The 25,692-nt window shown below is 66.9% G+C and carries 21 protein-coding genes; 11 read left to right on the plus strand and 10 right to left on the minus strand.

Annotated elements, in window-relative coordinates; all coding sequences use genetic code 11:
* The first annotated feature begins 37 nt into the window (after nucleotides 1-37).
* Nucleotides 38-280 (plus strand): formate dehydrogenase subunit delta, encoded by a 243-nt coding sequence (locus FAZ95_RS16300; RefSeq protein ID WP_137333394.1) that lies wholly within the window; start codon nucleotides 38-40, stop codon nucleotides 278-280.
* A gap of 68 nt (nucleotides 281-348) precedes the next feature.
* Here FAZ95_RS16300 and FAZ95_RS16305 read toward each other — a convergent pair whose 3' ends face one another.
* Together FAZ95_RS16305 and FAZ95_RS16310 are read right to left on the minus strand one after the other, a co-directional pair.
* Nucleotides 349-2,061 carry an FAD-dependent monooxygenase gene (locus FAZ95_RS16305; protein WP_137333395.1) on the minus strand — a complete coding sequence of 571 codons (1,713 nt, stop codon included), beginning with the start codon at nucleotides 2,059-2,061 and terminating at the stop codon, nucleotides 349-351.
* A 210-nt stretch (nucleotides 2,062-2,271) separates the two neighbouring features.
* Nucleotides 2,272-3,312 carry a cation diffusion facilitator family transporter gene (locus tag FAZ95_RS16310; RefSeq protein WP_137333396.1) on the minus strand — a complete coding sequence of 347 codons (1,041 nt, stop codon included), beginning with the start codon at nucleotides 3,310-3,312 and terminating at the stop codon, nucleotides 2,272-2,274.
* Nucleotides 3,313-3,486: 174 nt separating this feature from the next.
* Here FAZ95_RS16310 and FAZ95_RS16315 point away from each other — a divergent pair, with 174 nt between their 5' ends.
* A complete protein-coding gene (locus FAZ95_RS16315; protein WP_137333397.1) occupies nucleotides 3,487-5,352 on the plus strand; it encodes a tetratricopeptide repeat protein in 1,866 nt (621 codons plus the stop codon).
* 90 nt (nucleotides 5,353-5,442) lie between these two features.
* On the opposite strand, the gene FAZ95_RS16320 is transcribed toward FAZ95_RS16315, so the two are convergent.
* On the minus strand, nucleotides 5,443-6,738 hold the full coding sequence (locus FAZ95_RS16320) for an MFS transporter (protein ID WP_137333398.1): 1,296 nt from the start codon (nucleotides 6,736-6,738) through the stop codon (nucleotides 5,443-5,445).
* Between the two features lie 280 nt (nucleotides 6,739-7,018).
* Here FAZ95_RS16320 and FAZ95_RS16325 point away from each other — a divergent pair, with 280 nt between their 5' ends.
* Nucleotides 7,019-7,540, plus strand: coding sequence for a GNAT family N-acetyltransferase (locus tag FAZ95_RS16325; protein WP_137333399.1), 522 nt, complete (start codon nucleotides 7,019-7,021; stop codon nucleotides 7,538-7,540).
* A 113-nt stretch (nucleotides 7,541-7,653) separates the two neighbouring features.
* Here FAZ95_RS16325 and FAZ95_RS16330 read toward each other — a convergent pair whose 3' ends face one another.
* Nucleotides 7,654-8,832 (minus strand): gamma-glutamyl-gamma-aminobutyrate hydrolase family protein, encoded by a 1,179-nt coding sequence (locus FAZ95_RS16330; protein WP_137333400.1) that lies wholly within the window; start codon nucleotides 8,830-8,832, stop codon nucleotides 7,654-7,656.
* Nucleotides 8,833-9,056: 224 nt separating this feature from the next.
* Between FAZ95_RS16330 and FAZ95_RS16335 the strand changes: the two genes are divergently transcribed.
* The 7 genes from FAZ95_RS16335 to guaD all read left to right on the plus strand — a co-directional run bounded on the left by FAZ95_RS16335 (nucleotide 9,057) and on the right by guaD (nucleotide 19,290).
* The gene (locus tag FAZ95_RS16335; protein ID WP_137333401.1) at nucleotides 9,057-10,448 is read left to right on the plus strand and encodes an amidase; all 1,392 of its coding nucleotides are present in this window, start codon (nucleotides 9,057-9,059) and stop codon (nucleotides 10,446-10,448) included.
* A 148-nt stretch (nucleotides 10,449-10,596) separates the two neighbouring features.
* Entirely contained in the window at nucleotides 10,597-11,118 is a 522-nt protein-coding gene (locus tag FAZ95_RS16340) for a disulfide bond formation protein B (protein ID WP_137333402.1), read from the plus strand.
* A 370-nt stretch (nucleotides 11,119-11,488) separates the two neighbouring features.
* The gene (gene xdhA / locus FAZ95_RS16345; protein ID WP_217497409.1) at nucleotides 11,489-13,015 is read left to right on the plus strand and encodes a xanthine dehydrogenase small subunit; all 1,527 of its coding nucleotides are present in this window, start codon (nucleotides 11,489-11,491) and stop codon (nucleotides 13,013-13,015) included.
* Nucleotides 13,016-13,094: 79 nt separating this feature from the next.
* Nucleotides 13,095-15,494, plus strand: a complete 2,400-nt coding sequence (xdhB, locus tag FAZ95_RS16350) for a xanthine dehydrogenase molybdopterin binding subunit (RefSeq protein WP_137333403.1) — start codon at nucleotides 13,095-13,097, stop codon at nucleotides 15,492-15,494.
* 84 nt (nucleotides 15,495-15,578) lie between these two features.
* Nucleotides 15,579-16,592 (plus strand): xanthine dehydrogenase accessory protein XdhC, encoded by a 1,014-nt coding sequence (gene xdhC / locus FAZ95_RS16355; RefSeq protein WP_137333404.1) that lies wholly within the window; start codon nucleotides 15,579-15,581, stop codon nucleotides 16,590-16,592.
* A 205-nt stretch (nucleotides 16,593-16,797) separates the two neighbouring features.
* Nucleotides 16,798-17,853, plus strand: a complete 1,056-nt coding sequence (locus tag FAZ95_RS16360; RefSeq protein ID WP_137333405.1) for an adenosine deaminase — start codon at nucleotides 16,798-16,800, stop codon at nucleotides 17,851-17,853.
* Between the two features lie 36 nt (nucleotides 17,854-17,889).
* Nucleotides 17,890-19,290: a guanine deaminase gene (gene guaD / locus FAZ95_RS16365; protein WP_137333406.1), complete on the plus strand. Its 1,401-nt coding sequence runs from the start codon at nucleotides 17,890-17,892 to the stop codon at nucleotides 19,288-19,290.
* On the opposite strand, the gene FAZ95_RS16370 is transcribed toward guaD, so the two are convergent.
* On the minus strand, nucleotides 19,256-20,500 hold the full coding sequence (locus tag FAZ95_RS16370) for an NAD(P)/FAD-dependent oxidoreductase (protein ID WP_137333407.1): 1,245 nt from the start codon (nucleotides 20,498-20,500) through the stop codon (nucleotides 19,256-19,258). The genes guaD and FAZ95_RS16370 overlap by 35 nt on opposite strands.
* 207 nt (nucleotides 20,501-20,707) lie before the next feature.
* On the opposite strand from FAZ95_RS16370, the gene FAZ95_RS16375 reads away from it, so the two are divergent.
* Nucleotides 20,708-21,427, plus strand: coding sequence for a class I SAM-dependent methyltransferase (locus tag FAZ95_RS16375; RefSeq protein ID WP_137333408.1), 720 nt, complete (start codon nucleotides 20,708-20,710; stop codon nucleotides 21,425-21,427).
* Between the two features lie 44 nt (nucleotides 21,428-21,471).
* Here the strand turns inward: FAZ95_RS16375 and FAZ95_RS16380 are convergent, their stop codons facing one another.
* Genes FAZ95_RS16380 through FAZ95_RS16400 form a run of 5 tightly spaced genes read right to left on the minus strand, consistent with a single transcriptional unit; the run spans nucleotide 21,472 to nucleotide 25,660 of the window.
* On the minus strand, nucleotides 21,472-21,954 hold the full coding sequence (locus FAZ95_RS16380; RefSeq protein ID WP_137333409.1) for a DUF2846 domain-containing protein: 483 nt from the start codon (nucleotides 21,952-21,954) through the stop codon (nucleotides 21,472-21,474).
* A 32-nt stretch (nucleotides 21,955-21,986) separates the two neighbouring features.
* Nucleotides 21,987-22,421 carry a hypothetical protein gene (locus FAZ95_RS16385; protein ID WP_137333410.1) on the minus strand — a complete coding sequence of 145 codons (435 nt, stop codon included), beginning with the start codon at nucleotides 22,419-22,421 and terminating at the stop codon, nucleotides 21,987-21,989.
* A 46-nt stretch (nucleotides 22,422-22,467) separates the two neighbouring features.
* A complete protein-coding gene (locus FAZ95_RS16390) occupies nucleotides 22,468-23,709 on the minus strand; it encodes a beta-ketoacyl synthase N-terminal-like domain-containing protein (protein WP_137333411.1) in 1,242 nt (413 codons plus the stop codon).
* Nucleotides 23,706-24,932: a beta-ketoacyl-ACP synthase gene (locus tag FAZ95_RS16395; RefSeq protein WP_137333412.1), complete on the minus strand. Its 1,227-nt coding sequence runs from the start codon at nucleotides 24,930-24,932 to the stop codon at nucleotides 23,706-23,708. The genes FAZ95_RS16390 and FAZ95_RS16395 overlap by 4 nt, the downstream gene beginning before the upstream one ends.
* Nucleotides 24,932-25,660 carry a 3-ketoacyl-ACP reductase FabG2 gene (locus tag FAZ95_RS16400; RefSeq protein WP_137333413.1) on the minus strand — a complete coding sequence of 243 codons (729 nt, stop codon included), beginning with the start codon at nucleotides 25,658-25,660 and terminating at the stop codon, nucleotides 24,932-24,934. Before FAZ95_RS16400 ends, FAZ95_RS16395 begins: the two co-directional genes overlap by 1 nt.
* Between the last annotated feature and the right edge of the window lie 32 nt (nucleotides 25,661-25,692).

A 25,692-nucleotide genomic window follows, 5' to 3' on the forward strand; every position in this document is an offset into this window, starting at 1 on the left:
CGCGCAGCCCCGGCACCGAACGCATCAGCGAGCAACGATGAACCAAGAACATTTGATCGTCATGGCCAATCAGATCGGCGAATTCTTCGCGTCGATGCCCGATCACGATGAGGCGCTGGCCAGCGTCGCCAATCACATTCGCCGCTACTGGGAACCCCGGATGCGGCGCGCGATCCTGGCGGCGCTCGATGAGCCGGACGCGGCGGCGTCGATGGAGCCGATCGTCAGGGAAGCGCTCACCCGATCGCGCGAGGCGCTGACGCCGGCAGCCGCGGTTTGACACGCCATTTGATCGATTGAAGCCACACCCAAACGGACGCAAGAAAGGAGAGCGTCGGGCACGCGGCCTCAGGCGTGCTCCCGCGTGCGCCCAAACCACGTCTCGCAGTGGCGCAAGAGCGCGTTGCCGTCCGATGCCGGCCGGCCGCGCGCGCAGATATAGCCGTCCGGCCGCACGAGATAGAAAGCCGGCCGCGTACGTCCGTAGGATTCGCTAAGCGACGGCGCGCCGTCGCGAGGCGTTTCGCACACGTGCCAGATCCGCACCGCGCCCGGCAGAGCGCGTTCGATATCCTGAGCCAGGCGAGATAGCTCGGCGGCGGGCGCGGGCGCGGCGCTTGCCGGTGAGTCGGCGTCCTTCCCCGCTTCAACCAGCAGGAACAGCGAAAAGAACGCCGGGTCGTGCAAGTCGAAGATGCGGCCAATTCCCGGCGCACGCCCGAGCGGCCCGTCGACCACATGCACGACCGCATCAGGCGCCCGCTCACCCGCCCGCGGCCCGCCGTCGAGCACGCGTTCGAGCGAGAGCGCGCTGCGCCGGTATTGCACCGACAGCTCGCTGACCGTGAGCCGCGCCGCATCGCGCAGCGGCCCGAGCGTGGCGAGCACCGGCATCACGCGGTCGCGCAGCAATTTGAGCGGCCCATGCTCGGCCTCGGCCATTTGCATCATGAAGCTGGTCTGACGCAGCACGTCGCGCTCGATCGGATGGCGCTCGGCCTGATAGGTATCGAGCAGTTGATCGGGCGCGCCGCCCGACAACAGGCGCGCGAGCTTCCAGCCGAGATTGAACGCCTCCTGAATCCCCGTGTTCATCCCTTGCGCGCCGGCGGGACTATGGACGTGCGCCGAATCGCCCGCGAGGAAAACCCGTTGCGCGCGCAACCGTTCGGCGATGCGGCTGTTGACGTTGAAAAACGACGACCACGCGAGTGCATCGAGATCGAGCCGGCCGTGCACGCGCCGCGCGGCGATCTGACGGCATTCGTCGAGCGACGGCGCGGCGGGCGGCGGCTTGATCTCCTGTTGCGCCGCGGCCGAGTCTGCGTTCGCCGCCGCACTCGACGCCGCGGCGGCCAGCGACGGCGGATTGTCCGCGATCAGACGATGACGCCCGCCGCCTAGCGGAAAAAGTCCGACCAGCCCCTCACCCGACGCGAAGATATAAAACTCGTCGTCGGACCAATCGGATACGGCCTGCAAATCGGCGAGCAAGAACGTCTGCTCGAAGGTCTTCCCCGCAAACCCGATGCTGAGCAGGTGCCGCACCGTGCTGTGAGCACCGTCGGCGCCGATCAGATACGCCGCGTGCGCGATCTCGCTGCGGCCATCGGCATGCGACAGCACGGCTTCCACGCGCGACGCCCCCGGCGTCAGCCCCGTCAGCTCGACACCGCGCTCGACCGTCACGCCGAGCGTCGCGAGATGCTCGGTCAACAGCCGCTCGGTCACGCTCTGATCGAGAAACAGCAGGTAGGGGTAGCGCGTCTGCAGCGGATCGAAATCGAGGCGCGCGAGGCGATGCCCATTCGAATAGAGGTTGGCGGCCCGTGCGCGATGGCCGAGTTCGAGGAACGGCTCGACGATCCGATGCTGCTCCAGCAATTCCAGAGTGCGCGCCTGGATGCCGATCGCGCGTGAATACGGCGATGGCTGCGCCGCCTTGTCGATCAACCGCACTGGTATATGCGCCCGCGAGAGGCTCGTCGCGGCGGCAAGCCCGGTCGGCCCCGCGCCGACGATCAGCACGGGATGTGCGTTCCCCCCAACGTCGGCGCTCATGTTGTCTCCCGTGTCGACCCGAGTTGGCGCTTCAGCGCTCTACTCGGGTCCCATGCCGCCCCGAGGGAGGCAACCGCCCCCCCGGGGGGCAGCACACGTAAGTGAGCGTGGGGGCAGTTCATCATCTCCTCCAGCGGGCAACATCCAGCCAGTGTACGCCGCCCTCCCGGCTTGAGGCACATCCGGCCCGATTTCAGCGCCCGCCCGCCTTCAGTGCCCCCGATGATCGAGCGAGCAACGGTGCTCGCTCGTACCGAGGTCGACCTGCAGCGTCGCGTGATGCATCGCGTACTGCTCGCGCAGCGTCCGCACCATATCGTCGAGCACCGAATCGCCCGGGTGGCCCGCCGGCATCACGAGGTGCGCGGAGAGCGCGCTCTCGGTCGTCGACAGCGCCCAGACGTGCAGATCGTGCACATCCGCGACGCCCGGCTGCGCCGCGAGGTAGCGCTGGATGCGCTGCGTGTCGACGCCGGGCGGCACCGCCGCGAGCGCCATGTGCACCGCGTCGCGCAGCAGCCCCCAAGTGCCGTAAACCACCACCGCGACGACCAAAAGGCTCATCACCGGGTCGATCCACGTGAGGCCGGTCGCGAGAATCACGAGACCGCTGACGGCCACCGCCGCCGAGATCGCCGCGTCGGCGGCCATGTGCAGGAACGCGCCGCGGATGTTCAGATCGTCCTTGTTGCCGCGCATGAAGAGCCACGCCGAAAAGCCGTTGACGACGATGCCGATGGTCGCCACGACGAACACGTCGAAGCCCGCGACCGGCGCCGGATTCAACAGCCGGGAAATCGCCTCGGTGACGATCGCACCGCTCGCGAACAGCAGCAGCGCGGCATTGGCGAGCGAGGCGAGGATCGACGAGCTGCCGTAGCCGAATGTGAAGCGAGCCGACGGGCGGCGCTTGGCGAGCCACGTCGCGCCCCACGCGAGCAGGAGTCCGAGCACGTCCGAGAGGTTGTGGCCGGCATCGGCGAGCAGCGCGGTCGAATGGGCGAGCACGCCGAAGATCACTTGCACGACGACGATCGCGATGTTCAACGCGACCGCGATCGCGAATGCGCGTCCGTGGCCCGGAGCAGGCGCGTGGTGATGGTGATGGTGGTGATGCCCGCCGCCTGCGTCATGGTCGTGGCCGTGGTCGTGGCCGGCGTGCGAATGCGGCTGATGATCGTGACTATCGCCGCCGTGCTCGTGGTCATGCGCGGGCTCGTGCACATGTCCATGGGAAGAAGGTGTCGTCATGGTCGAATCGTCGAAGGTTTGAGCGCGTCAGCCACGGTACTGCAAGATCACGACGTCGTTACGACATGAAAAGAACGACCGTTTCCCCGTTATAGACCACACGGCCCATCGTCCGAAAGCGGAGACGCCTCGTCGAGTGTGGGAAAATGCGGCGTTTGCTTGTCCCTGCCTGTCATGGAACCCTTTTTTGACCGTGCCTACGCGGCCCACAGCGCAGGCCGGCTCGCCGATGCCGAGCGCGACTACCGCGCGGCGCTCGATGCCGATCCGGTCCACGTCGACGCACTGCACCTGCTGGGCGTGCTACGCCACCAGCAAGGCAAGCACGCCGAGGCAGCCGAATTGGTGCGCCGCGCGGTCGACTTGCGCCCGAACGACGCCGCCCTGCAACTGAATCTCGGCAACGCGCTGAAGGCGCTCGGCCAGCTCGACGGCGCGATCGAGCGCTTTCGCAACGCGCTCACGCTCGTGCCGGAGTTCGCGCTCGCCCACTACAACCTCGGCAACGCGTACTCCGCCGCCGGCCGTCATGAAGACGCGCTGTTCGCGTTCGAAAAATCGCTGCACTTCAAGCCCGGCGACGCGTCGACCTACAACAACCTCGGCAACGCGTTGCATGCGCTCGGCCGCCACGACGAGGCGATCGACGCGTTTTCGCGCGCGCTCGAACTGCGTCCCCGGCATGCCGGCGCGCACAACAACCTCGGGATGTCGCTCGCCGCGCTCGATCGGGCCGACGACGCGCTCGTGCACTTTCGCGCGGCCACGGCCGCCGAGCCGCGTTTTGTCGCCGCGCACTTCAATCTCGGCAACACGCTCGATGCGATCGGCCGCCATGAAGAGGCGGTCGCGGCGTTCGAGGCCGCGCTCGCGCTGCACGCGCCGTTTCCGCCGGCCCTGTTCGGGCTCGGCAACGCGCTCGCCGCGCTCGGGCGCCACGCCGAGGCGGCGCAGCGCTTCGAGCTTGCGGTCGGTCTCGATCCGAAGTCCTGTCTCGCGTGGCTCAATCTCGGCACCGCACAACATGCGCTGGGCGCGCATACGGCGGCCCTGCGCGCCTTCGACCAAGCGCTGCGGCTGAGCCCGGACCTCGCATCCGCGCACATGAACCGTGCGCTCGCGCTGCTCACGCTCGGTGATTTCACGCGCGGCCTGCCCGAATACGAATGGCGGCTGAGAGCGCTCGCCTATCCGTCGAGCGCCGCCGCTCTGCCGCGCTGGAACGGCGAGCCGCTCGACGACGAGACGCTGCTGGTCGAAGCGGAACAGGGCTTCGGCGACACGCTGCAGTTCATCCGCTTCATGCCGCTCGTGCGCGAGCGCGCGCCGCGCGTGGTGCTCGAAGTCCAACCTGAATTGTTGCCGCTCGTCGCGCCGCTCGCGGACGCATGGCGCGTGACGGTGATCGCGCGTGGCGCGCCGCGCCCGCCCGTGGACCTGCACTGCCCGCTGCTCAGCTTGCCGTTCGCGCTCGGCATCACCGCCGAAACGCTGCCCGCACGTGCCCGCTACCTCGACGTGCCGAGGGACTACCAGCGCCGCTGGCGCGGCTCGCTCGGCGGCCACGCGAAGCGCAAGATCGGCCTCGCCTGGTCGGGCCGCATTCAGGCGCGTGAGAATCGCGCGATCCCGCTCGGCGCGCTCGCCCCGCTGTTCGCCCTCGAAGGCATCGACTGGATCGTGCTGCAGCCCGACTTGAGCGCCGACGAGCGCCGCGCCCTCGATGCCCACCCGCGCGCCGTCTCGATCCATCGCTTCGACGAGCGCAACGGCGCCCGGCGCATCGGCGACTTCGCGGACACGGCCGCTATCGTCGACCGGCTCGACGCGGTGGTGTCGATCGACACATCGATCGCCCACCTCGCCGGCGCGCTCGGCAAGCCGCTGTGGCTGATGCTGCCGCTTGCCGCCGACTGGCGCTGGTTTGTCGGGAGCGACAGAAGCCCGTGGTATCCGACTGCGCGCCTCGTGCGCCAGAGCACGCCGGGAGCGTGGGAAGACGTGATCGAAGCGGTCGCGCGCGAAGTGCGCGACGCTTGAAGCCAGGCGCGAGCGAGACGCCTCGACGCCGCAAAAGCAAAAGAGCCCCGACCGGGGCCCCTTGCCATCCATCAATACGCGCGCTGCCGCTTACGCGAGCTTGTACTGATTGCGCGCTTCGTCCGTCCGATACAGCACGAGCGTCGCGATCAAACCGCACACCGCCGCCACGCCCATCCAGAGCCCCGGCGCGGCCTTGTTGCCCGTCGCATGGATCAGGTAGGTCGAGATCGCCGGCGTGAAACCGCCGATGGTCGTCGCGAGGCTGTACGCAAGCGAGAATCCGGCAGTCCGCACGTCAGCCGGCATCACTTCCGTCAACGCCACGACCATCGCACCGTTATAGCTGCCGTACAGGAACGACAGCCACAGCTCGACCGCCAGCAGCCGGCCGAACGACGGGTCCGCCACGAGCCACTGCATCGCCGGATACGACGTGAGAATCGTCAACACCGTGAACGTGATCAGCACCGGACGGCGCCCGATGCGATCCGACACCGCCCCCATCACCGGCAGCCACACGAGGTTCGACAAGCCGATGCACACGGTGACGACGAGCGTATCGATCGACGACAGCTTCAGCACTTCGCGGCCGAACGTGGGCGTATAGGCGGTGATCAGGTAGAACGACACGGTGGTCATGATCACCATGCCCATGCCGCCGAGCACGATGCCCCAGTTCGCGAGCATCGACTTGAAGACCTCGCCCATGCTCGGACGATGCTTCTTCGCGAGGAACTCGTCGGTTTCCTTGAGCGAGCGGCGGATCAGGAGCAAGAACGGCACGATCAGGCAGCCGATCAGGAACGGCACGCGCCAGCCCCAGGCGCTCATCTGGTCGGCCGGCAGGAGGCGGTTCAGCACCACGCCGATCAAGGCGGCGAACACCACCGCGACCTGCTGGCTGCCGGACTGCCACGAGCAGTAAAAGCCCTTGTTGCCCTTCGTCGCGATCTCCGACAGATAGACCGACACGCCGCCCAGCTCGACGCCCGCCGAGAAGCCTTGCAGAAGCCGGCCCAGCAGCACGAGCACCGGCGCGAGATAGCCGATCGTCGCGTAGCCGGGAATCGCCGCCACCGTCAGCGTGCCGATCGCCATCAAGAGCAGCGTGAGGATCAGGCCCTTGCGGCGGCCGTGCTTGTCGATATAGGCGCCGAGCACGAGCGCACCCAGGGGACGCATCATGAAACCCGCGCCGAACACCGACAGCGCCAGCATCAGCGAAACGAAGCTGTCGCCGCTCGGGAAATAGGTCTTGGCGATCGCGGATGCGTAATAGCCGTAGACCATGAAGTCATACATTTCCAGGAAGTTGCCGCTGACGACGCGAAACACTGTCCTGACTTTCGATTCGTTGGGGGATGCGTGGGACGCGGTAGACATGACATTCTCAAAGAGACCGCTCGCCTAACCACTCGGCAAACGGCAGTTGACACATTGCCGGCTCGACGCCGGCGATCTCGCATATCGGCGTGCGCGGCTTTGACGCGCCACATTCGGAGCGAAAAACCGGCGATGCCGGGAACCGGGCTGGGCCCCAGCGATCGCCGGGCGCAATCTTACTGCGAACGCGGCTTTCGTGTATTTACGATTCAGCCGATGTCGGCGCGCGGCGTCCACGCAGTAAACTGGCCGCACTACGGACTTTTACGCCTCGCTGTCGATGACTCTTCCCGCGCCTCTCACGCTGCGTCACGCGCGTCCCGCCGATGCCGGCCTCCTCGCGGCCATCCACGCGGCAAGCTGGCAAGCGACTTACCGGGGCATCCTGCCCAACGAATTCCTCGACGACGAGGTCGCCAACGAACGCGCCGCGTTCTGGCACGCGCGCATGAACGCGCCGGACGATGGCCGGCGGCTCGTGCAGATCGCCGATCTGGAGGGAGAGGCGGTGGGATTCGTCTGCGTCGAGCGGCCGATCGGGTCCGCCTGGGGCGCGCTGCTCGACAACCTGCACGCGCTGCCTCGGTACCAGGGGATCGGCGTCGGAAAGCTGCTGATCGGCGCGGCGCAGGATTGGGCACGGGCGTGCGGCGAAACGCAGATCCATCTGTACGTGCTGGAAGGCAACACAGCCGCGATTGCGTTCTACGAGCGGCAGGGCTGGCAGCCCGCGGGCAGGGAACCGGACCACATGGGCGGCATAGACGTCACCGCGCTGCGCTACGCGTACCGGCTGGTCTAGGCGTGTCAAACGCAAAACGGCTCGCCGTCATCACACGGCGAGCCGTTTTCTTTTGCGACACCAGCCTTATCGATCGGCAGACACCGCCGCTCGCGGCCTGAACGGCACGACCTTTAGAAGCGCGTCTCGCGCGCAACGCGCAGGAACGTGTCCAGCAGCGGCGTACAGTCGAGCAATTCCGGCCCGCCTGCACGATGGAACTCGGGGTGCCACTGCACGCCCACCACGAACGGCGCGCGCCGATAGCGCACGGCCTCGATGATCCCGTCCGACGACGACACCGCCTCGATATTCAAATCGCGGCCCAGCGTCTTCACCGCCTGGTGGTGAATCGAATTGACCACCGCTTCGCGCCGGCCAGGGAACATGCTGGCGAGCGTCGAGCCGTCGGGAAAACGAACCGAATGGCGATGCTGGTCGTAGTGCTCGTTGACGTGAACGCCGGCCATCGGCACATCGGACGCAATGTCTTGATAGAGCGTGCCGCCAAACGCGACGTTGATGAGCTGGCAGCCGCGGCAGACGCCCAGCACCGGCTTGCCCGACTCGATGAACTCGTGCAGCAGCTCCAGTTCGTACATGTCGCGCACGCGATCGCCGGGCCATTCGGGACGGCTCGCGCTCTCTGCGTACGACTGCGGCGAGACGTCGGCGCCGCCTTGCAGCAACAGGCCGTCCAGATGCTTCGCGTAGTCGCGCAAGCGAATGTTGCTCGGGTGGAGCATGCCTTGATGGCCGACCGTCGGAATCATGAAGACGAGCACGTCGCGCGACATGACCCAGTGCGCGATCGACTCCTCCAGGTACTGCAGCGTCTTGCCGCGCAGGCCCCTCGCGCCGGGCTCGGGATGAAAGATGCGCGCCGACACGCCGATGCGCAGCGTGCGTTGCGTAATGCGCTGGCCGGCCCGGTCGAAGATCCGCCGGGCGCGCGCGGCGACCGTGCGTCCCAGCACCGACCACGCCGAATCGCTTTGCCGCAGATAGGCAGGCGGCGCGGAAGGCACCGCGCCGGGAGGCGGCGGACGCGGCGTATCGAAATCGGGTTGGGCGCCAAAGCCGGGCGGCGGCGAACCCGTCGTACCTTTGGGCGTGGCGCCCGCCGGGGCAGCCTCGCGCGGTTCGGCAGGCGCGGGCTCCTCTGCCACGGCGGCTGCGGCCCGAGGTGGCGCGTCCTGTGCCGCAGCCTCGTGCACAGGTGGCTGCGGGGCGGAGCTCGATACCTGGGATTGACCGGTTGAAGCGGATGGAGAGCCGGGATTCCCGGCGTTGGGCGGCGTGTTTTCGCTCATGACTTTAGGGCAGGCGCGCCTGGCACGCGAACGGTGGAGACTATCCCATTATCCGCCAGTGACCGACGCGGCCGCAAACGCGCGCCCTTTCTCACCCGACAGCCCCGACGCGAAGCCTTGTTCTACAATGCCTGCGACATCCGCCGCCCCGGCTTTCGAGACAACCCGGCACACGCAAGCACACCGCGCCGCAAACGTCTCTCAACTGCCTCGAACCCACCGCCATGCCTGCCGCCGACTTTACCCCGCCCACCCCATTCGCCCCGCTCGCCCAACTCGCCGCCGATCTCGCCGCGGGCAAGACCTCGAGCCGCGCACTCGTCGAGGCCGCGCTGGACCGAATCGCCGACCCGTCGGGCCAAGGCTCGACCGTCTTCATCGAGGTCGCCGCCGACAGCGCCCGCGCCGCCGCCGACGCGCACGACCGCCTGCGCGCCGCCGGTACCGTGCTCTCGCCGCTCGCGGGCATCCCCGTGTCGATCAAGGATCTGTTCGACATCGAAGGGCAGGTCACGCGCGCCGGTTCGCGCGCGCTCGACGGCACCGCCCCGGCGAGCGCCGACGCGATCGCGGTCGCCCGGCTCAAGCGCGCGGGCGCGGTGATCGTCGGGCGCACGAACATGAGTGAGTTCGCGTTCTCCGGGCTCGGCCTCAATCCGCACTACGGCACGCCGCTCTCGCCGTACCACCGCGAGGTGCCAGGCGATGCGCGCGTGGCGGGCGGGTCCTCGTCGGGCGCGGCCGCATCGGTTGCCGACGGCATGGCCGCGGTCGCGCTCGGCACCGACACCGGCGGCTCGCTGCGCATCCCCGCCGCGATGTGCGGCCTGACGGGCTTCAAGCCGACGGCCAGCCGCATCCCGAAGCAAGGCGGCGTGCCGCTTTCCAGCACGCTCGATTCCTTCGGCCCGATCGGCGTGTCGGTCGCGTGCTGCGCGCTCGTCGACCGCCTGCTCGCCGGGCTCGAACCGCGTGTGCCCGCGCGCCGCCCGCTCGAAGGCGTGCGCCTCGGCGTGCTGACCCACTACGTGACGGACGATGTCGAGCCCGCGGTGGCCGCGGCCGTCGATACCGCGCTCAAGCATCTCGAAGCCGCCGGCGCGATCGTCGCCGACGTGCACTTCGCGCCGCTCGACCGTTGGCAGGACATCAACCGCATCGGCTTTTCGTCGATGGAAGCGTATGCGTGGCATCGGCCGCTGATCGAGAAGCACCGCGACCTCTACGATCCGCGCGTGCTCGTCCGGATTCTGAAAGGCGAAACCGCCACGGCCGCCGACTATCTCGACCTGCTCGCCGAACGCGCCGCGCTTTTCGAGGCCGCCCGGCACACGCTGTGGCAGCGCTTCGACGCGATCGTCGCGCCGACCATTCCGATCGCCCCGCCGCGCCTCGCCGACCTCGAACAAGACGACGAGACGTTCGCGCGCGTCAACGCGCTCGTCCTGCGCAATCCGAGCGTCTTCAACGTGCTCGACGCGTGCGCGCTGTCGGTGCCGTGCCATGTGCGCGGCGAAGCGCCGGTCGGGCTCATGCTCGCGGCCGCGCCGCATGCGGACGACGCCCTGCTCGGCATCGGCCTCGCGGTCGAGCGCGTGCTGAACCCATTGCGCTGAGCCCGGCTGCGCTCGTCCGGCAAACCCGCGCCCGCGCGCGGCGCGGGGCCGATTCGTCGAGGTCGTTTTGATCCAATAAACAAACGTGCGTATGAAAAGCGCACTAAAATCACCCGGTTCCAGCCATTTCGAAACCCATTCTTCTCTCATGAACGACAACACCGCGTTGCTGCGCCGCGAGCGCCGTCTCCTCGTCCTGCTGGGCTTCGTCTGCCTCGGCCTCCTGGCCGGTGCGCTCTACATGCAGTTCGTCAAGAACGAGGACCCCTGCACGCTGTGCATCATCCAGCGCTATTTCTTCGCGCTGATCGCGTTCTTTGCGTTCTTCGGCGCAACGTTGAAAGGCTGGCGCGGGGTCGCCGTGCTCGAGACGCTCATTGCCATTACCGCCGCGGCCGGCATCGCGGCCGCCGTGCGCCACGTGTATATCCAGCTGAACCCCGGCTTCAGCTGCGGTTTCGACCAGTTGCAGCCGGTCGTCGACAGTCTGCCGCCCGCGCAGTGGCTGCCCTCCGTGTTCAAGGTCGGCGGCCTATGCGAGACGGTGTATCCGCCGATCTTCGGCATCCTGCTGCCGGGCTGGGCCCTGATCGCGTTCGTGGCGATCTTCGTGCCGGTCGTCGCGAGCCTGTGGCGCAACCGGACTCGGCGCGCGCTGAGCGCCCTGTAATGCCCTCTGGGGCCGCGCCCGGCACGCCCGCCGGCTAGCGCCCGCCGTCTCGCTGCGGCCCCATCTGCGTGTAAACACCTAGTCACATCCGCCCGCGCGCCGCCGCGGGCCGGTCTCCCTTGCACGTTCGTGCGCGAGCCTTGCCCCGCGCGGCCCTCCGCGATCGGCTTCGTTTGGCCGCTACGGCGCACCTGCCGAGTCGCGATGCTGTCATGGGCGGCTGCTAATAGCCCCCATCACCGTCGCGGAATATTTTCCTGATAAGGACGGTGCTATCTTGCAATCATGGATGGCGATCTACGTGCGCGAGGCCGGCGGGCTCTCGGCCATGCGTAACGCGCGCCTGATCCGCAATGTCTCTGGATTGGCTATGACAACGCATCCCATCCGCTTCTATCGCCGCGGCGCCGTCCGCGAGGTCGCCGGCGTGCCCGCGACGCGCACCGTGCTGCAGCATCTGCGCGAAGACCTCCATTGCACCGGCACCAAGGAAGGCTGCGCCGAAGGCGATTGCGGCGCGTGCACGGTCGTCGTCGGCGAGCTCGATGCGAACGGCGCGCTGACGCTGAAAGCGGTCAATGCCTGCATTCAGTTCCTGGCGACGCTCGACGGCCGCGCGCTCTTCACCGTCGAAGACCTGCGCGCCGCCGACGGCGCGCTGCACCCGGTGCAGCAGGCGCTCGTCGATTGCCACGGCTCGCAATGCGGCTTCTGCACACCGGGCTTTGTGATGTCGATGTGGGCGCTCTACGAGAACCAGTCCCCATCGAGCGGCTTGCCGACGCGCGACGAAATCAACACCGCCCTCTCCGGCAACCTGTGCCGTTGCACCGGCTACCGGCCGATCGTCGATGCGGCGCAGAAGATGTTCGACTATCAGCAATACCCGCGCGCGGCGTTCGATCGCGAGACGGTCACGCGCGCGCTGCAATCGATCCAGCGCAGCGACACCTTCACTTACACGGCGCCCGATACGCGCGGCGCCGACTTCGGCACGCCGTCGTTCTGGGCGCCGGCCACGCTCGACGCGTTCGCGAAGCTGCGCGCGCAGCATCCGCGTGCGCGCGTCCTCGCGGGCAGTACAGACGTGGGCCTGTGGGTGACGAAGCAATTCCGCGATCTCGGCGACATCCTCTACATCGGCAACGTCGCCGAATTGAAGGCGATCGAGCGCGACGGCGCGACGCTCACCATCGGCGCGGCAGCCTCGCTCGAAGACGCCTATGCGGCGCTCGCCGCCGACTATCCCGAGGTCGCCGAGCTGTGGACGCGCTTCGCCTCGCTGCCGATCCGCCATGCCGGCACGCTCGGCGGCAACGTCGCGAACGGCTCGCCGATCGGCGATTCGATGCCTGCGTTAATCGCGCTGAACGCACACGTCGTGCTTCGTCATGGCGCGAACTCGCGCACACTGCCGCTCGATGCGTTCTACGTCGGCTATCAGAAGACCGCGCTCGAACCCGGCGAATTCGTCGCCGCGATCCGCGTGCCGCGCCCTTCGCCTGATTTGCGCTTTCGGACCTACAAAGTGTCGAAGCGCTACGACCAGGACATTTCGGCCGTGTGCGCCGCGTTTGCGCTTCACGTGACCGACGGCCACATCACCGAGGCGCGCATTGCGTTCGGCGGCATGGCCGCGACGCCCAAGCGTGCCGAGCACGCGGAGGCCGCGCTCGCCGGCTCGCCCTGGGACGAAGCCGCCGCGCGCCGCGCGATGGACGCGCTCGCGTCCGACTACCAGCCGCTCACCGATATGCGCGCGTCGAGCGCGTACCGGACGAAGGCCGCTCGCAACGTGCTGTGGCGCTTCTATCTGGAAACGCGCGATGAAGCACCGCTTGCGCTCGCCGACGTGAACGCGTTCGCGTTCGACGCAGGCGCTAAGGAGCCAGGATGAACGACCCCCACGCTCACATTCGTTCACTGCCCCCCAAGGGGGCGGATGCCCTCCTTGGGGCGGCCCAGCGGAGGGCATCATGAACAAGCAAACCGATGCTTTCATTGGCAATCTGCGCGGCAGCACGCCTGATGCGGTCGCGATCGGCACGTCGTTGCCGCATGAATCCGCCGCGTTGCATGTGAGCGGCGAAGCCGTCTATACCGACGACATTCCCGAGCTCGTCGGCACGCTGCATGTGGCGCTCGGCTTATCGCGCCACGCGCATGCGCGCATCGCGTCGCTCGATCTGACCGCCGTGTGCAACGCGCCGGGCGTGGTCGCCGTGCTGACCGCCACCGACATCCCCGGCGAAAACAACTGCGGCCCCGTGCTGCACGACGACCCGATCCTTGCCGATGGCACCGTGCTCTATCTTGGCCAGCCGGTCTTCGCGGTGGTGGCGGAAACGCACGAACTCGCGCGGCGCGCGGCGTCGCTCGCGAAGAGCGATGAAGTCGTGCGCTACGAGCCGCTCGAACCGGTGCTGTCGGTGGCCGATGCGAAGGCAAAGAAGCAATACGTGCTGCCGCCCTTGCACCTGACGCGCGGCACGCCGGCCGCCAAGATCGCATCGGCGCCGCACCGCGTGGCGCGCACATTCGAAGTCGGCGGACAAGAGCAGTTCTATCTCGAAGGGCAAGTCGCTTACGCAATGCCCAAGGAGATGGACGGCATGCTCGTCTACAGCTCGACGCAGCATCCGAGCGAAATGCAGCAGGTGGTCGCGCATATGCTCGGCTGGCCGACGCACAACGTCATCTGCGAATGCCGGCGGATGGGCGGCGGCTTCGGCGGCAAGGAATCGCAATCGGCGCTTTTCGCGTGCGTCGCGGCGCTCGCGGCACAACGCTTGCATCGTCCGGTCAAGCTGCGCGCCGACCGCGACGACGACTTCATGATCACCGGCAAGCGTCACGACGCGCTCTATCAATACGAAGCGGGCTTCGATGACACCGGACGCATTCTCGGCGCGCGCGTCGAGATCGCGCTGCGCGCGGGCTATTCGGCGGACTTGTCGGGCGCCGTCGCGACGCGCGCCGTGTGCCACTTCGACAACGCGTATTACTTGCCGGACGTCGACATCCTCGCGCTCGCATGCAAGACCAACACGCAATCGAACACCGCGTTCCGCGGCTTCGGCGGCCCGCAGGGCGCGCTCGTGATGGAAGTGCTGATGGACGACATCGCGCGCGAGCTCGAGCTCGATCCGCTCGATGTGCGACTCGCGAATTACTACGGCATCGGCGAGCGCGACGTGACGCCATACGGCCAGCGCGTCGAGGACAACATCCTCCTGCCGCTCACCGAAGACCTGCTCGTGTCGAGCGACTACCGCGCGCGCCGCGCCGCGCTTGCCGCGTTCAATGCGAAGAGCCCGGTCCTCAAGCGCGGCATCGCGATCACGCCGGTCAAGTTCGGCATCTCGTTCAACGTGCCGTTCTTGAACCAGGCGGGCGCGCTCGTGCACGTCTACAAGGACGGCTCGGTGCTCGTCAATCACGGCGGCACGGAGATGGGCCAAGGGCTCAACACGAAGGTCGCGCAGGTCGTCGCGAACGAGTTCGGGCTCGCGCTTTCGCGCGTGCGCGTGTCGGCGACGGATACGTCGAAAGTGGCCAATACGTCGGCCACCGCGGCATCGACCGGCAGCGATCTGAACGGCAAGGCCGCCGAAGCGGCCGCGCGCACGATCCGCGAACGGCTCGCGGCGCTGGCCGCGCAACAACTCGGCGGCAACGCGGAAGACGTGCGCTTCGAGCGCGGCAGCGTGATCAGCAACGGCGGCGCGATGCCGTTCGAGCAGCTCGTCAACGCGGCCTATCTCGCGCGGATCCAGTTGTGGTCCGACGGCTTCTACGCGACGCCGAAAGTGCACTGGGACGCCAAGACGCTGACGGGCCATCCGTTCTACTACTTCGCGTACGGCGCGGCCGTGTCGGAGGTGATCGTCGATACGCTCACCGGCGAATGGAAGCTCGTGCGCGCCGACCTGCTGCACGATGCCGGCCAGTCGATCAACCCGGCGATCGATATCGGCCAGGTCGAAGGCGGCTTCATTCAAGGCATGGGCTGGCTCACGACCGAGGAACTCTGGTGGAACCGCGACGGTCGATTGATGACGCACGCGCCGTCGACGTACAAGATTCCCGCCGTCAGCGACACGCCCGCCGCGTTCAACGTGCGTCTCTTTCGCAACGAGAACGCGGAGCCTACGGTGTTCCGCTCGAAGGCCGTCGGCGAGCCGCCGCTGTTGCTGCCGTTCTCGGTGTTTCTGGCGATCCGCGATGCGGTCGCGGCCGCCGTGCCCGAAGTGACGAGCGCACCGCCTTTGCGCGCGCCGGCCACGCCCGAGGCGATCCTCGACGCGCTAGATGCGATGCAAGCGCAGCGCGCGTCCGCTTCGCCGTCATCGGCCGCGGCGCCGGCTACGGCCTGAGGTCGCGAAGCCTCGCGACGCGAAGTACCCCTATCAACCGCCCTCGCACGCTTGAATGTGCGGGGCACTGCCTGGAGCGACCGGATGCAACCTTGGCTGCCCGATCTGCAACACCTGCTCGCGCACGGCGACGCCGTCGTGCTCGTGACGGTGGCGCGCGTCGAAGGTTCGGCGCCGCGCGAAGCCGGCACGAAGATGATCGTCACGCGTGATTCGGCGCGTCATACGATCGGCGGCGGACACCTCGAATGGCGCGCCATCGAAGTCGCGCGCCAAGTGCTCAAGGACGGCATGCGCACGCAGCGCTCGCGCCGGCTCGAACGTTTCGCGCTCGGCCCGAGCCTCGGCCAATGCTGCGGCGGCGCAGTCGTCGTCGCGTTCGAACGTCTCGACGTGGGCGACCTCGGCTGGGTGTCGACGCTCGCCAAGCGCGTGCTCGCGGGCCAATCGACCGTGCGCAGCGTATCATTCGGCCCCGCGCCCGACGACGTGATGCTGTCGGACCCCGAGCCCGGCGTCGACGGCCCCGATTGCCTGCTGTGGGACGGCACCGGCTTCGACGAAAGCAATGCGTTGCTGACCGAAACGATCGCGCCGCGCGACTTCGCCGTCGTGCTGTTCGGCGCGGGGCACGTGGGCGCCGCGCTCGTGCGCGTGCTCGCGACGCTGCCGTGCCACGTGCAGTGGGTCGACGAGCGCGACGCGCAGTTCCCGCCACCCGAAGCGCTCGACGGCATCCTGAACGTGACGATCGACGCCAACGACGCGCCTGACGAAGCCATCGACCGTGCCGCCCCGCACACGTATTTCCTCGTCATGACGCACAACCACGCGCGCGATCTCGAGCTTGCCGAGCGCATCCTGCGACGCCACGATTTCGCGTTCTTCGGCATGATCGGCTCGCACACGAAGCGCAAGCAGTTCGAGCACCGGCTCGCCGCACGCGGCATCGATCCGGCGCAGATTGCGCGCATGCACTGCCCGATCGGTGTCGTCGGGATCGTCGACAAGTCGCCGGAGATCATTGCGGTGTCAGCGGCGGCGCAACTGCTGCAGGCCGTCGAAGCGAACGCACACCATGCGGCGAGCGCCGTTTAGGCGCGGCCGAAACCAACAGGACCGTTCGATATACACAGGTACACAGGTACACAGAGACACAAACGCATAGCAAAAAGACTCAGCCCAGCAACACCAGCCAATCCATCACCAACGAACGGACGCAGACCGCGCCTTAGCCCCAAGCATTGCGCGCGCGACCCGTCCACCACGCTTTGCAAAAAGCCCCTTAGAAGACCGACCGACCATGACCGCAACCCTAGCTGACAAAGCCGCTGGCGCACCGAAGGCCGAATTGCATATCCATATCGAAGGCTCCTTGGAGCCCGAGCTGATCTTCAAGCTCGCCCAACGCAACAACGTGAAGCTCGCGTACGACTCGATCGACGCGCTGCGGACCGCCTATGCGTTCACCGATCTGCAATCGTTCCTCGACATCTACTACGCGGGCGCGAGCGTGCTCTTGACCGAAGAGGATTTCTACGACATGACCGCGGCCTACGTCGAGCGCGCGCTCGCCGACAACGTCGTGCACGCCGAGATCTTCTTCGATCCGCAGACGCACACCGAACGCGGCGTCGCGATCGAAACGGTGGTGGCCGGCATCGAGCGCGCGCTCGCCGACGCCGAGAAGCGCGGCATGACGAGCAAGCTGATCCTGTGCTTCCTGCGGCATCTGTCCGAAGACGATGCGCTCGCAACCTTCGACGCCGCGCTGCCGCTCTTCGATCGATACAAGCACCGTTTGATCGGCGTCGGCCTCGACTCGTCCGAGCGCGGCCACCCGCCGTCGAAATTCGAGCGCGTGTTCGCGAAGGCGCGCGCCAAGGGGCTGAAGCTCGTCGCGCATGCGGGCGAGGAAGGCCCGCCCTCGTACATCTATGAAGCGCTCGATCTCTTGAAAGTCGACCGCGTCGACCACGGCGTGCGCAGCATCGAAGATCCGGCGCTCGTCACGCGCCTGGCCGACACGCGCGTCGCGCTCACGGTCTGTCCGCTGTCGAACCTCAAGCTGTGCGTGTTCGACGACCTGACCAAGCACACGCTGAAGAGCCTGCTCGATCGCGGCGTCGCCGTGACCGTCAACTCCGACGACCCCGCCTACTTCGGCGGCTACATCAACCAGAACTTCGTTGAGACGATCGACGCGCTGAAACTCTCCGACGCAGACGTCTACACGATCGTGAAGAACAGCTTCGACGCATCGTTCATCACCCCCGCCGAGCGCAACGCGTTCATCGCGAAGCTCGACGCTTACTGGCATAGCGGGCACCTGAGCGGGCAACCGCATGCCGTCCCCTGACGTTTCACTCCTACTTTCGCAAGAGACGTATTAGTCATGAGCCAAACTGCAAAACGTGATTCCGACACGAAACGCACTGCCTATCGTGCGCAACTGCTGACCTTCAAGGGTGACCCGGCGCGCGAGCAAGACGCGGCCGTGTTCGACGAAGACGGCGTGCTGATCGTCGAGGACGGTCGCGTGGTGGCCGCAGGCGCCTATTCGGCGCTGAGCGGCCAGATCACGCCGGACACCCAAGTGCAGGATCGGCGCGACAAAGTGATCGTGCCGGGCTTCATCGACACGCACATCCATTATCCGCAGACGGACATGATTGCGTCTCCGGCGCCGGGCCTCCTGCCGTGGCTCGAAACCTACACGTTCCCGACCGAGCGCCGCTTCTCGGACCCGGAGTACGCGGCCGACACCGCGAACTTCTTCTGCGACGAGCTGCTCGCCTCGGGCACGACCACGGCGCTCGTCTACTGCACGGTCCACAAGGGCTCGGCCGATGCGCTCTTCACCGCAAGCGAAGCGCGCAACATGCGGATGATCGCGGGCAAGGTGCTGATGGACCGCAACTGCCCCGAGTTCCTGCGCGACACCGCGCAATCGGGCTACGACGACAGCGCCGAGCTGATCGAGCGCTGGCACAACCGCGGACGCCAGCTCTACGCGCTCACGCCGCGCTTCGCGCCGACCTCGACCGAAGCGCAGCTCGAGGCCTGCGGCGTGCTCGCGCGCGAGCACCCGGACGTCTTCATTCAGAGCCACGTTGCCGAGAACGTCGACGAGGTGAAGTGGGTGGCCGAGCTGTTCCCGGGGCACCGCAGCTACCTCGATATTTACGATCACTACGGCCTGCTGCGTTCGCGCGCGGTGTACGGACACTGCATCCACCTCGATGCCGAAGACCGCAAGCGCATGGCGCAGACGAACACGGTGGCGTCGCACTGCCCGACGTCGAACTTCTTCCTCGGCAGCGGCTTGTTCGACTTCGAGAAGGCCGACGAAGCAGGCGTGCCGATCGCGCTCGCCACGGATGTCGGCGGCGGCACGTCGTTCTCGATGCTGCAGACGATGAACGAGGCACACAAGGTGGCGCGCCTCTCGGGTTTCCACCTGACCGCGACGCGCATGTTCTGGCTCGCGACGGCGGGCGCGGCGAAGGCGCTGAATCTCGACGACAAGATCGGCACGCTCGCCCCGCAATCGGAAGCGGACTTCATCGTGCTCGATCCATCCGCGACGCCGCTGCTCAAGCGCCGCACGTCGCGCGTGCAGTCGCTCGAAGAGCTGCTGTTCGCGTTCGCGCTGCTCGGCGACGACCGTGCGATTTTCGAAACCTACGCGGCCGGTCAGCGCGTGCATCAGCGCGATGAAAAGCGCGAGCGGTTCGCGGCGCAAGCATCGAGCACCGCGCTTACATCGCCTTGCAAGCCTCGTGCAGCGAGTTGAGCCGGCGAACCGGATCGGCGACATACGGGTTCGTCTCGTCCCACGCGTAGCCTGCGAGCACGGCGCTGATCATCCGGCGAATCGTCGGCGTCTGATGGGGATAGAAGATGATGTCCTGCAGCTCGCCCGTGTACCAGCGATCGACGAAAGCGCGGAACGTATCGATCCCGCGGCGCAGCGGCCGGTCGTAGTCGGCAAGCCAGTCGACCGCCTCGCCGCGCAGCTGGCGCTTGAGCGTCTCCACCGCCAGATGCGCGGAACGCAGCGCGATCGTCACCCCCGACGAGAACACCGGATCGAGAAACTCGCCCGCGTTGCCGAGCAGCGCGTAGCCTGGGCCGTAAAGGCGCTCCACGTTCGCCGAGTAGCCTCCGATGTGCCGCACCGGCATGAGGAACGGTGCATCGCCGATCAGCTCGCAGAGCGTCGGTTCGACCCGGATCAGCTCGCGCAGCTTCGCCTCGCGCTCGGTCTCCGTAACGTCGAAAAACGACGCTTCCGCCACGCACCCCACCGACGAGCGCCCGTCCGCCAACGGAATCATCCAGTACCAGACATCGCGCCGCTCAGGGTGCACCGCGATGCAGATCTTGTTGCGATCGGTGCTGCCGGCCGGCAGGCCGTCGCGCACATGCGTGAAAATCGCGGCGCGCGTCGGCATCCGCGTCGGCGTTTCGAGTTCGAGCAAGCGCGGCAGCACGCGGCCGAATCCGCTCGCATCGAGTACGAAGCGCGCACGCACGGTATACGTGTTGCCCGCCTCGTCCGCCACTTCGAGCTGAGGCGCCTCGCCCGTCTGGATCGCGTTCACCGCGTGGCCGAAGCGCACGTCCGCGCCCTGCTCGGCGGCGCGGCGGATCAGGATGTCGTCGAACTTCGCGCGCTCGACCTGGTACGTCGTCCCCCACCCTTTCGAGTGCTTGTCACGAAAGTCGTACGACGCCGTCTTGCCGCCGTGCACGAAGTGCGCGCCGTTCTTGTACTGGAAGCCGGCCTCGACGACGGCTTGCAGCATGTCCGCTTCTTCCAGATAGGCCATGCTCTGCGGCAGCAGGCTCTCGCCGATCGAAAAGCGCGGGAAGTGCTGCCGCTCGAGCACCAGCACCGAATGGCCGGCCTTTCTCAAGAGCGCCGCCGCCACCGCGCCGGACGGCCCTGCGCCGATGATCGCGACGTCGACGGCCGCGTGTTGCGAATTAGCGTTGGTCATAACGTTTTTGGGTTTCAAAAGTATTCACGAGTGTTACGTTCCCACGGTCTCGAATGCGATGCTTCATCGGCCGTATTTGTTGACATCGATTCGCTACATTCCGAACAAGCTGCCATTACAATTTCGCCATCACAAGAATATCCTCGGCGGGGTTAACCGGTGTCGTCCAATCCACTTTCATCAGTCAAAGCAGGCGCTTCCGCGCACGTGCCCTTCGTACCCGAGACGGCCTTCGGCATCTGGTTCCTGCGCACCCATACTTGGGAGCACCATGTGCTGCGCGTCGCGATCAACGATCTCAAGCGCCTGATCGGCACGCCATTGCCCGAGGCACCCGTCATCGTCGACGTCGGCTGCGGACAGGGTATCTCGTTTCGTCTGCTCGCCGACGCGTTCCAGCCGCGCCGTATCGTCGGCATCGACTATCACAAGCCGTCGCTTGCGCTGGCGGCGCAAGCCGGCAGCCGCATCGCCACCGAGACCGAGCTGCTGCACGGCGACTGCGCAGCGCTTCAGTTGCCGGATGCGAGCGCCGACATCGTCTTCTGCCATCAAACCTTCCACCATCTCGTCGAGCAGGAACGCGCGCTCGCCGAGTTTCGCCGCGTGCTGAAGCCGGGCGGCGTGCTGCTGTTCGCGGAATCGACCGAGGCGTACATCAAATCGTGGGTGATCCGGCTGCTGTTCCGTCATCCGATGCATGTGCAAAAGAGCGCCGACGGATATCTCGAAATGATCCGGCAAGGCGGCTTCACATTCGGCGCGAACAACGTATCGCTTCCCTACCTCTGGTGGAGCCGCGCAAAAGACTTCGGCCTCTTCGAGCGCCTCGGCCTTCATCGTCCTCAGCCCGGCAAGCGGCGCGAGACGCTCGTGAACGTGGCGGCGCGCAAGGGAAGCAAGGTCAACCCCGCCGTGCACAGGTAGACCGGGCGCGCGGCTTACCTGTTCGCGGCGGGGAATCGCCATCCTTATTCGGCAGTTTCCGAGGCAGCCCCATCGCCGTTGGCCGATGCCTGCCCGCCCAGCCTGAGCCGCCTCATTTCCTTCTTCGCGACGCGCGGCTCGATCAACTCCGGCACCGCTCTTGCGCGTATGACGCCGGCTGTCAATTCAGTCCTCACGTATTTCGTCTCCCCAGCATCGATGGTCAGCGAGAGCGTTTTATCGACCTCGGTATGGACGACAACTTCATGAGTTCCGGCAGGAACGTCCAAATAGAAGAACCCTTTGGGTCGAGCACGGCCAATCTTTTCCCCGTCGAGCAAAATGACGGGCTGGTCCAGAATGCCGGCGTCCGAGAACAGGCCTGGCTTTCGATAGAAGTAGATTCGCCCTTGGCCCGCAGCAATTTCTGGAGCCGTCTTGACGACTTGCTTGTACGGCTCACCTCGCGCGCACCCCGCCAGGACAGCGACAACGAGGAGGTAAATGGCGATCTTGAGATATTTCATATTCAATCCTTTCGCGACTTTCTCGATTTGCTTTATTTGGTATCGATCACAACGAGATCGCCGGTCACCTTCAATGCTGCCGCGCCGCTGCTCGTGGCGCACGTGTAATCGGTATCGGACGCGGTCTCCGTCTCATGGAACCGCGTGCGAATGTTGATGACGCCGTTGGCGTGGTGAACGCGCGCGTAGCTGCGCAGGTCCCTCAGCGCCTGCGTAAGCGCGACGTTGCACGAGGTCTGGTCATCGTCGCCGTATTTGCGCGGCACATGGGCGCTCTCGCTGTCGCTGCCGAGCTGGCTCGCCACAGCCGGAGGCGTCTGCGAGCCGAAATAGAGCGCGACGTCATCGCCGCCCGGCTGCGTATCGAGCACGGGCTTGAGCGGAAAGCTGTGCAGCACGGACCCTGCCATCGCGGCTTGCGCGGCCAACGCGAGCGCACATGCGGCAATCGTGGAATTGAGTTTCATCGAGGCACTCCTGTTTGTTGTTGTCATTGACTAAGAAACGACTGCTTCATGCACCTTCACACGCGCCGAACATCAAGCTCGCGCAACTGCCGCCGAACCCGAACGAAATCGACATCGCGCTCTTGAGTGCGGCGTCACGCGAAGCCCGCACGAGCGGCACCCCGGCCGCGAGCGGATCGAGCGATTCGATGCCTGCACTGCCCGCGATGAAACCGTCGCGCATCATCAAGAGCGTGTAGATCGCCTCGTGCACGCCGGAGGTCGCGAGCGGGTGACCCGTCAGCGCCTTGATCGACGACAGGGGCGGCACCGCCGCACCGAACACCTCCTGCAGCGCGCGCAGTTCTTCGATGTCGCCGAGCGGAGTCGACGGGGCATGCGTGTTCACGTAGCCGGGCGTCGTGCCTGCTTCGTCGAGCGCGCCGCGAATCGACCGCGCGATGCCCGCCGCGCCCGGCGCAACCATCGCGGCGCCATCGGTGCACTGGCCGAAGCCCGTCAGCTCGGCGTAAATGCGTGCGCCGCGCGTACGCGCGTGCGTCAGCGATTCGAGCACCAGCACGCCCGCGCCCGAGGCGATCACGAAGCCGTCGCGCGCCGTGTCGTAGGGGCGCGACGCGCGCTGCGGCGTGTCGTTGAAGCCGCGCGAAAGCGCGCCCATCGCGTCGAAGTTCAGCGTGTAGTTGTCGTAGAGCTCTTCGCTGCCGCCGGTGAGCACGATCTGCTGACGGCCCGTCTGAATCAGCTGCATGGCCTGTCCGATCGCGAGCGCAGACGTCGTGCAGGCCGATGACGGCGAATACGCGATGCCTTCGAGACCGAACAGTTGCGCGACGTTCGCCGACGCCGTGCTGCTCATCACCTTGGGCACGGTGTAGGGCGGCGCTTTTTCGACGCCGCGCTCGCGCACGACGGCAAGCGCCGCGTCGTAGGCGGACAGCGCGCCGCTCCCCGAGCCGATCACGGCGCCCGCATCGGGAGAACGCAAGGCATCGGCCGCGAGGCCCGAGTCCTCGACCGCCTTTCGCGCCGCGTGAGCCGCAAAGCGCGCGGTATCGCCCATGAAGCGCTCGAACTTGCGCGCGAACGGCGGCTCATCGGCGACCGACGCCACACCTGCAACCTGGCTCCCGAAGCCAAGCTCGCGCCATGCTTCGATGCTCGTGATGCCGGATCGGCCCTCGCGCAGCGCGCTTGACACCGTATCGAGCGTATTGCCGAGGCACGACACGATCCCCATGCCCGTGACGACGACGCGTTCGAGTTCGCGTGATGCGCTGCGTCTCATTGCACCCGCTTGAAGATCAACGACGTATTGATCCCGCCGAACGCGAAGTTGTTGCTCATCACGTAGCCGGCGTCGATCGCGCGGCCTTCGCCCGCGATGTAATCGAGCGGCGCACAGGCTGGGTCGACGTTCGTCAGGTTCAGCGTCGGCGCGTACCAGTTGCGCTTCATCATCTCGATGGTCCACCACGCCTCGATCGCGCCGCACGCGCCAAGCGTGTGGCCGATATAGCTCTTGAGCGAACTGATCGGCATCCGCGAGCCGAACACCTGCGCCGTCGCCACGCTTTCCGCAATGTCGCCGCGATCGGTCGACGTGCCGTGCGCGTTCACATAGGCGATTGCCGTGGGCGGAAGCAGCGCATCGTCGAGCGCGAACTGCATCGCGCGCGCCATCGTTTCGGCCGTGGGCTGCGTCATGTGGGCGCCGTCCGAGTTGCAGCCGAAACCGACAATTTCCGCATGAATCGCCGCACCGCGTGCGCGCGCGTGTTCGTACTCTTCGAGCACCAGCGTCGCCGCCCCCTCGCCGACTACGAGGCCGTCGCGCGCCGCATCGAACGGACGCGGCGTCAGCTCCGGCTCGTCGTTGCGCGTGCTCGTCGCGTAGAGCGTGTCGAATACCGCGACCGCGGGGCCCGACAGCTCCTCGGCGCCGCCCGCGAGCATCAGCGTCTGCTTGCCGGTCGCGATGGCCTCGTACGCATACCCGATCGCCTGGCTACCCGAAGCGCACGCGCACGAAGTCGGCACGATGCGCCCTTTCAGGTCCCAGAACAGGCTCACGTTGACGGCCGTCGTATGCGGCATCATCTGCACGTAGCTGTTCGACGTGACGTCCTGCATCGAACCGGTCTCGAGCATCGTGCCGAACGCGCGGATCGGCTGCACCGAGCCCGACGACGAACCGTATGCGACGCCCATGCGCCCGTCGGCAATCGACGCGTCGCCGAGCAGTCCCGCATCGGCCAACGCCATCTCGCTCGCGCGCACCGAATACATCGAGACGAGCCCCATCGACCGTGTCTTCTTGCGCGGATACTCGCGCGGCAGGGTGAACTCGGGCAGCGGACACGCGAGCCGCGTGTGCAGCGACGAGAAGTAATCCCACTCCGGCATGCGGCGCACGGCGTTGCGGCCGCCTTTGAGCGCCGTCTCGATCTCGTCCCACTGATTGCCGATCGGCGTCACGCCGCCCATTCCCGTAATGACGACGCGCTTCATCAGATGATCCCGCCGTTCACGCCGAGCACTTGCCGCGTGATGTAGGACGCGGCGTCCGACATCAGGAAGCTGACAGCCGCTGCGACTTCGACCGGCTTGCCGACGCGCGCCATCGGCACGGTCTGCAAGGCATGATCGAGATGCTCCATTTGCGCGAGCATCTCGGTCTCGATCAAGCCGGGAGCGACGCAGTTGACCGTGATGCGGCGCGAGGCCAGCTCGACGGCGAGCGCCTTCGTCGCGCCGATCAAGCCGGCCTTCGCGGCGCTGTAGTTGACCTGCCCGCGATTGCCCATCACCCCCGAAACGGACGCGATCGTCACGATCCGGCCACCCGCTTTCGCGCGCACCATCGGCATCGTGAGCGGATGCACGACGTTGTAGAAACCGTCGAGTCCGGTTTCGAGCACGGCATCCCAATCGTCGTCGGTCAGGGCCGGAAATGCCGCGTCGCGTGTCAGGCCCGCGCACAGCACGATTCCGTAGTAGGCGCCGTGCGCGGCGACGTCGGCCTGCAGTTGCTCGCGGCACGCGGCGCGGTCGCGCACGTCGAATTGCAGCACGCGAGCGCTGCCGCCTTGCGCGGCGATGCCGTCGGCGACCGCGTCGGCCTCGGCCCGGCCGCTCCTGCAATGCACCGACACGGCGAAGCCGTCGGCGGCGAGTTGGTACGCAATCGCGCGGCCGATGCCGCGGCTTGCGCCGGTAACGAGAACGCGGCGGCTCATTGAGTGAAGCCTCCCGCCGGGCCGCCCCAAGG

It is taken from the genome of Trinickia violacea (assembly GCF_005280735.1).
Lineage (GTDB): Bacteria > Pseudomonadota > Gammaproteobacteria > Burkholderiales > Burkholderiaceae > Trinickia_A > Trinickia_A violacea.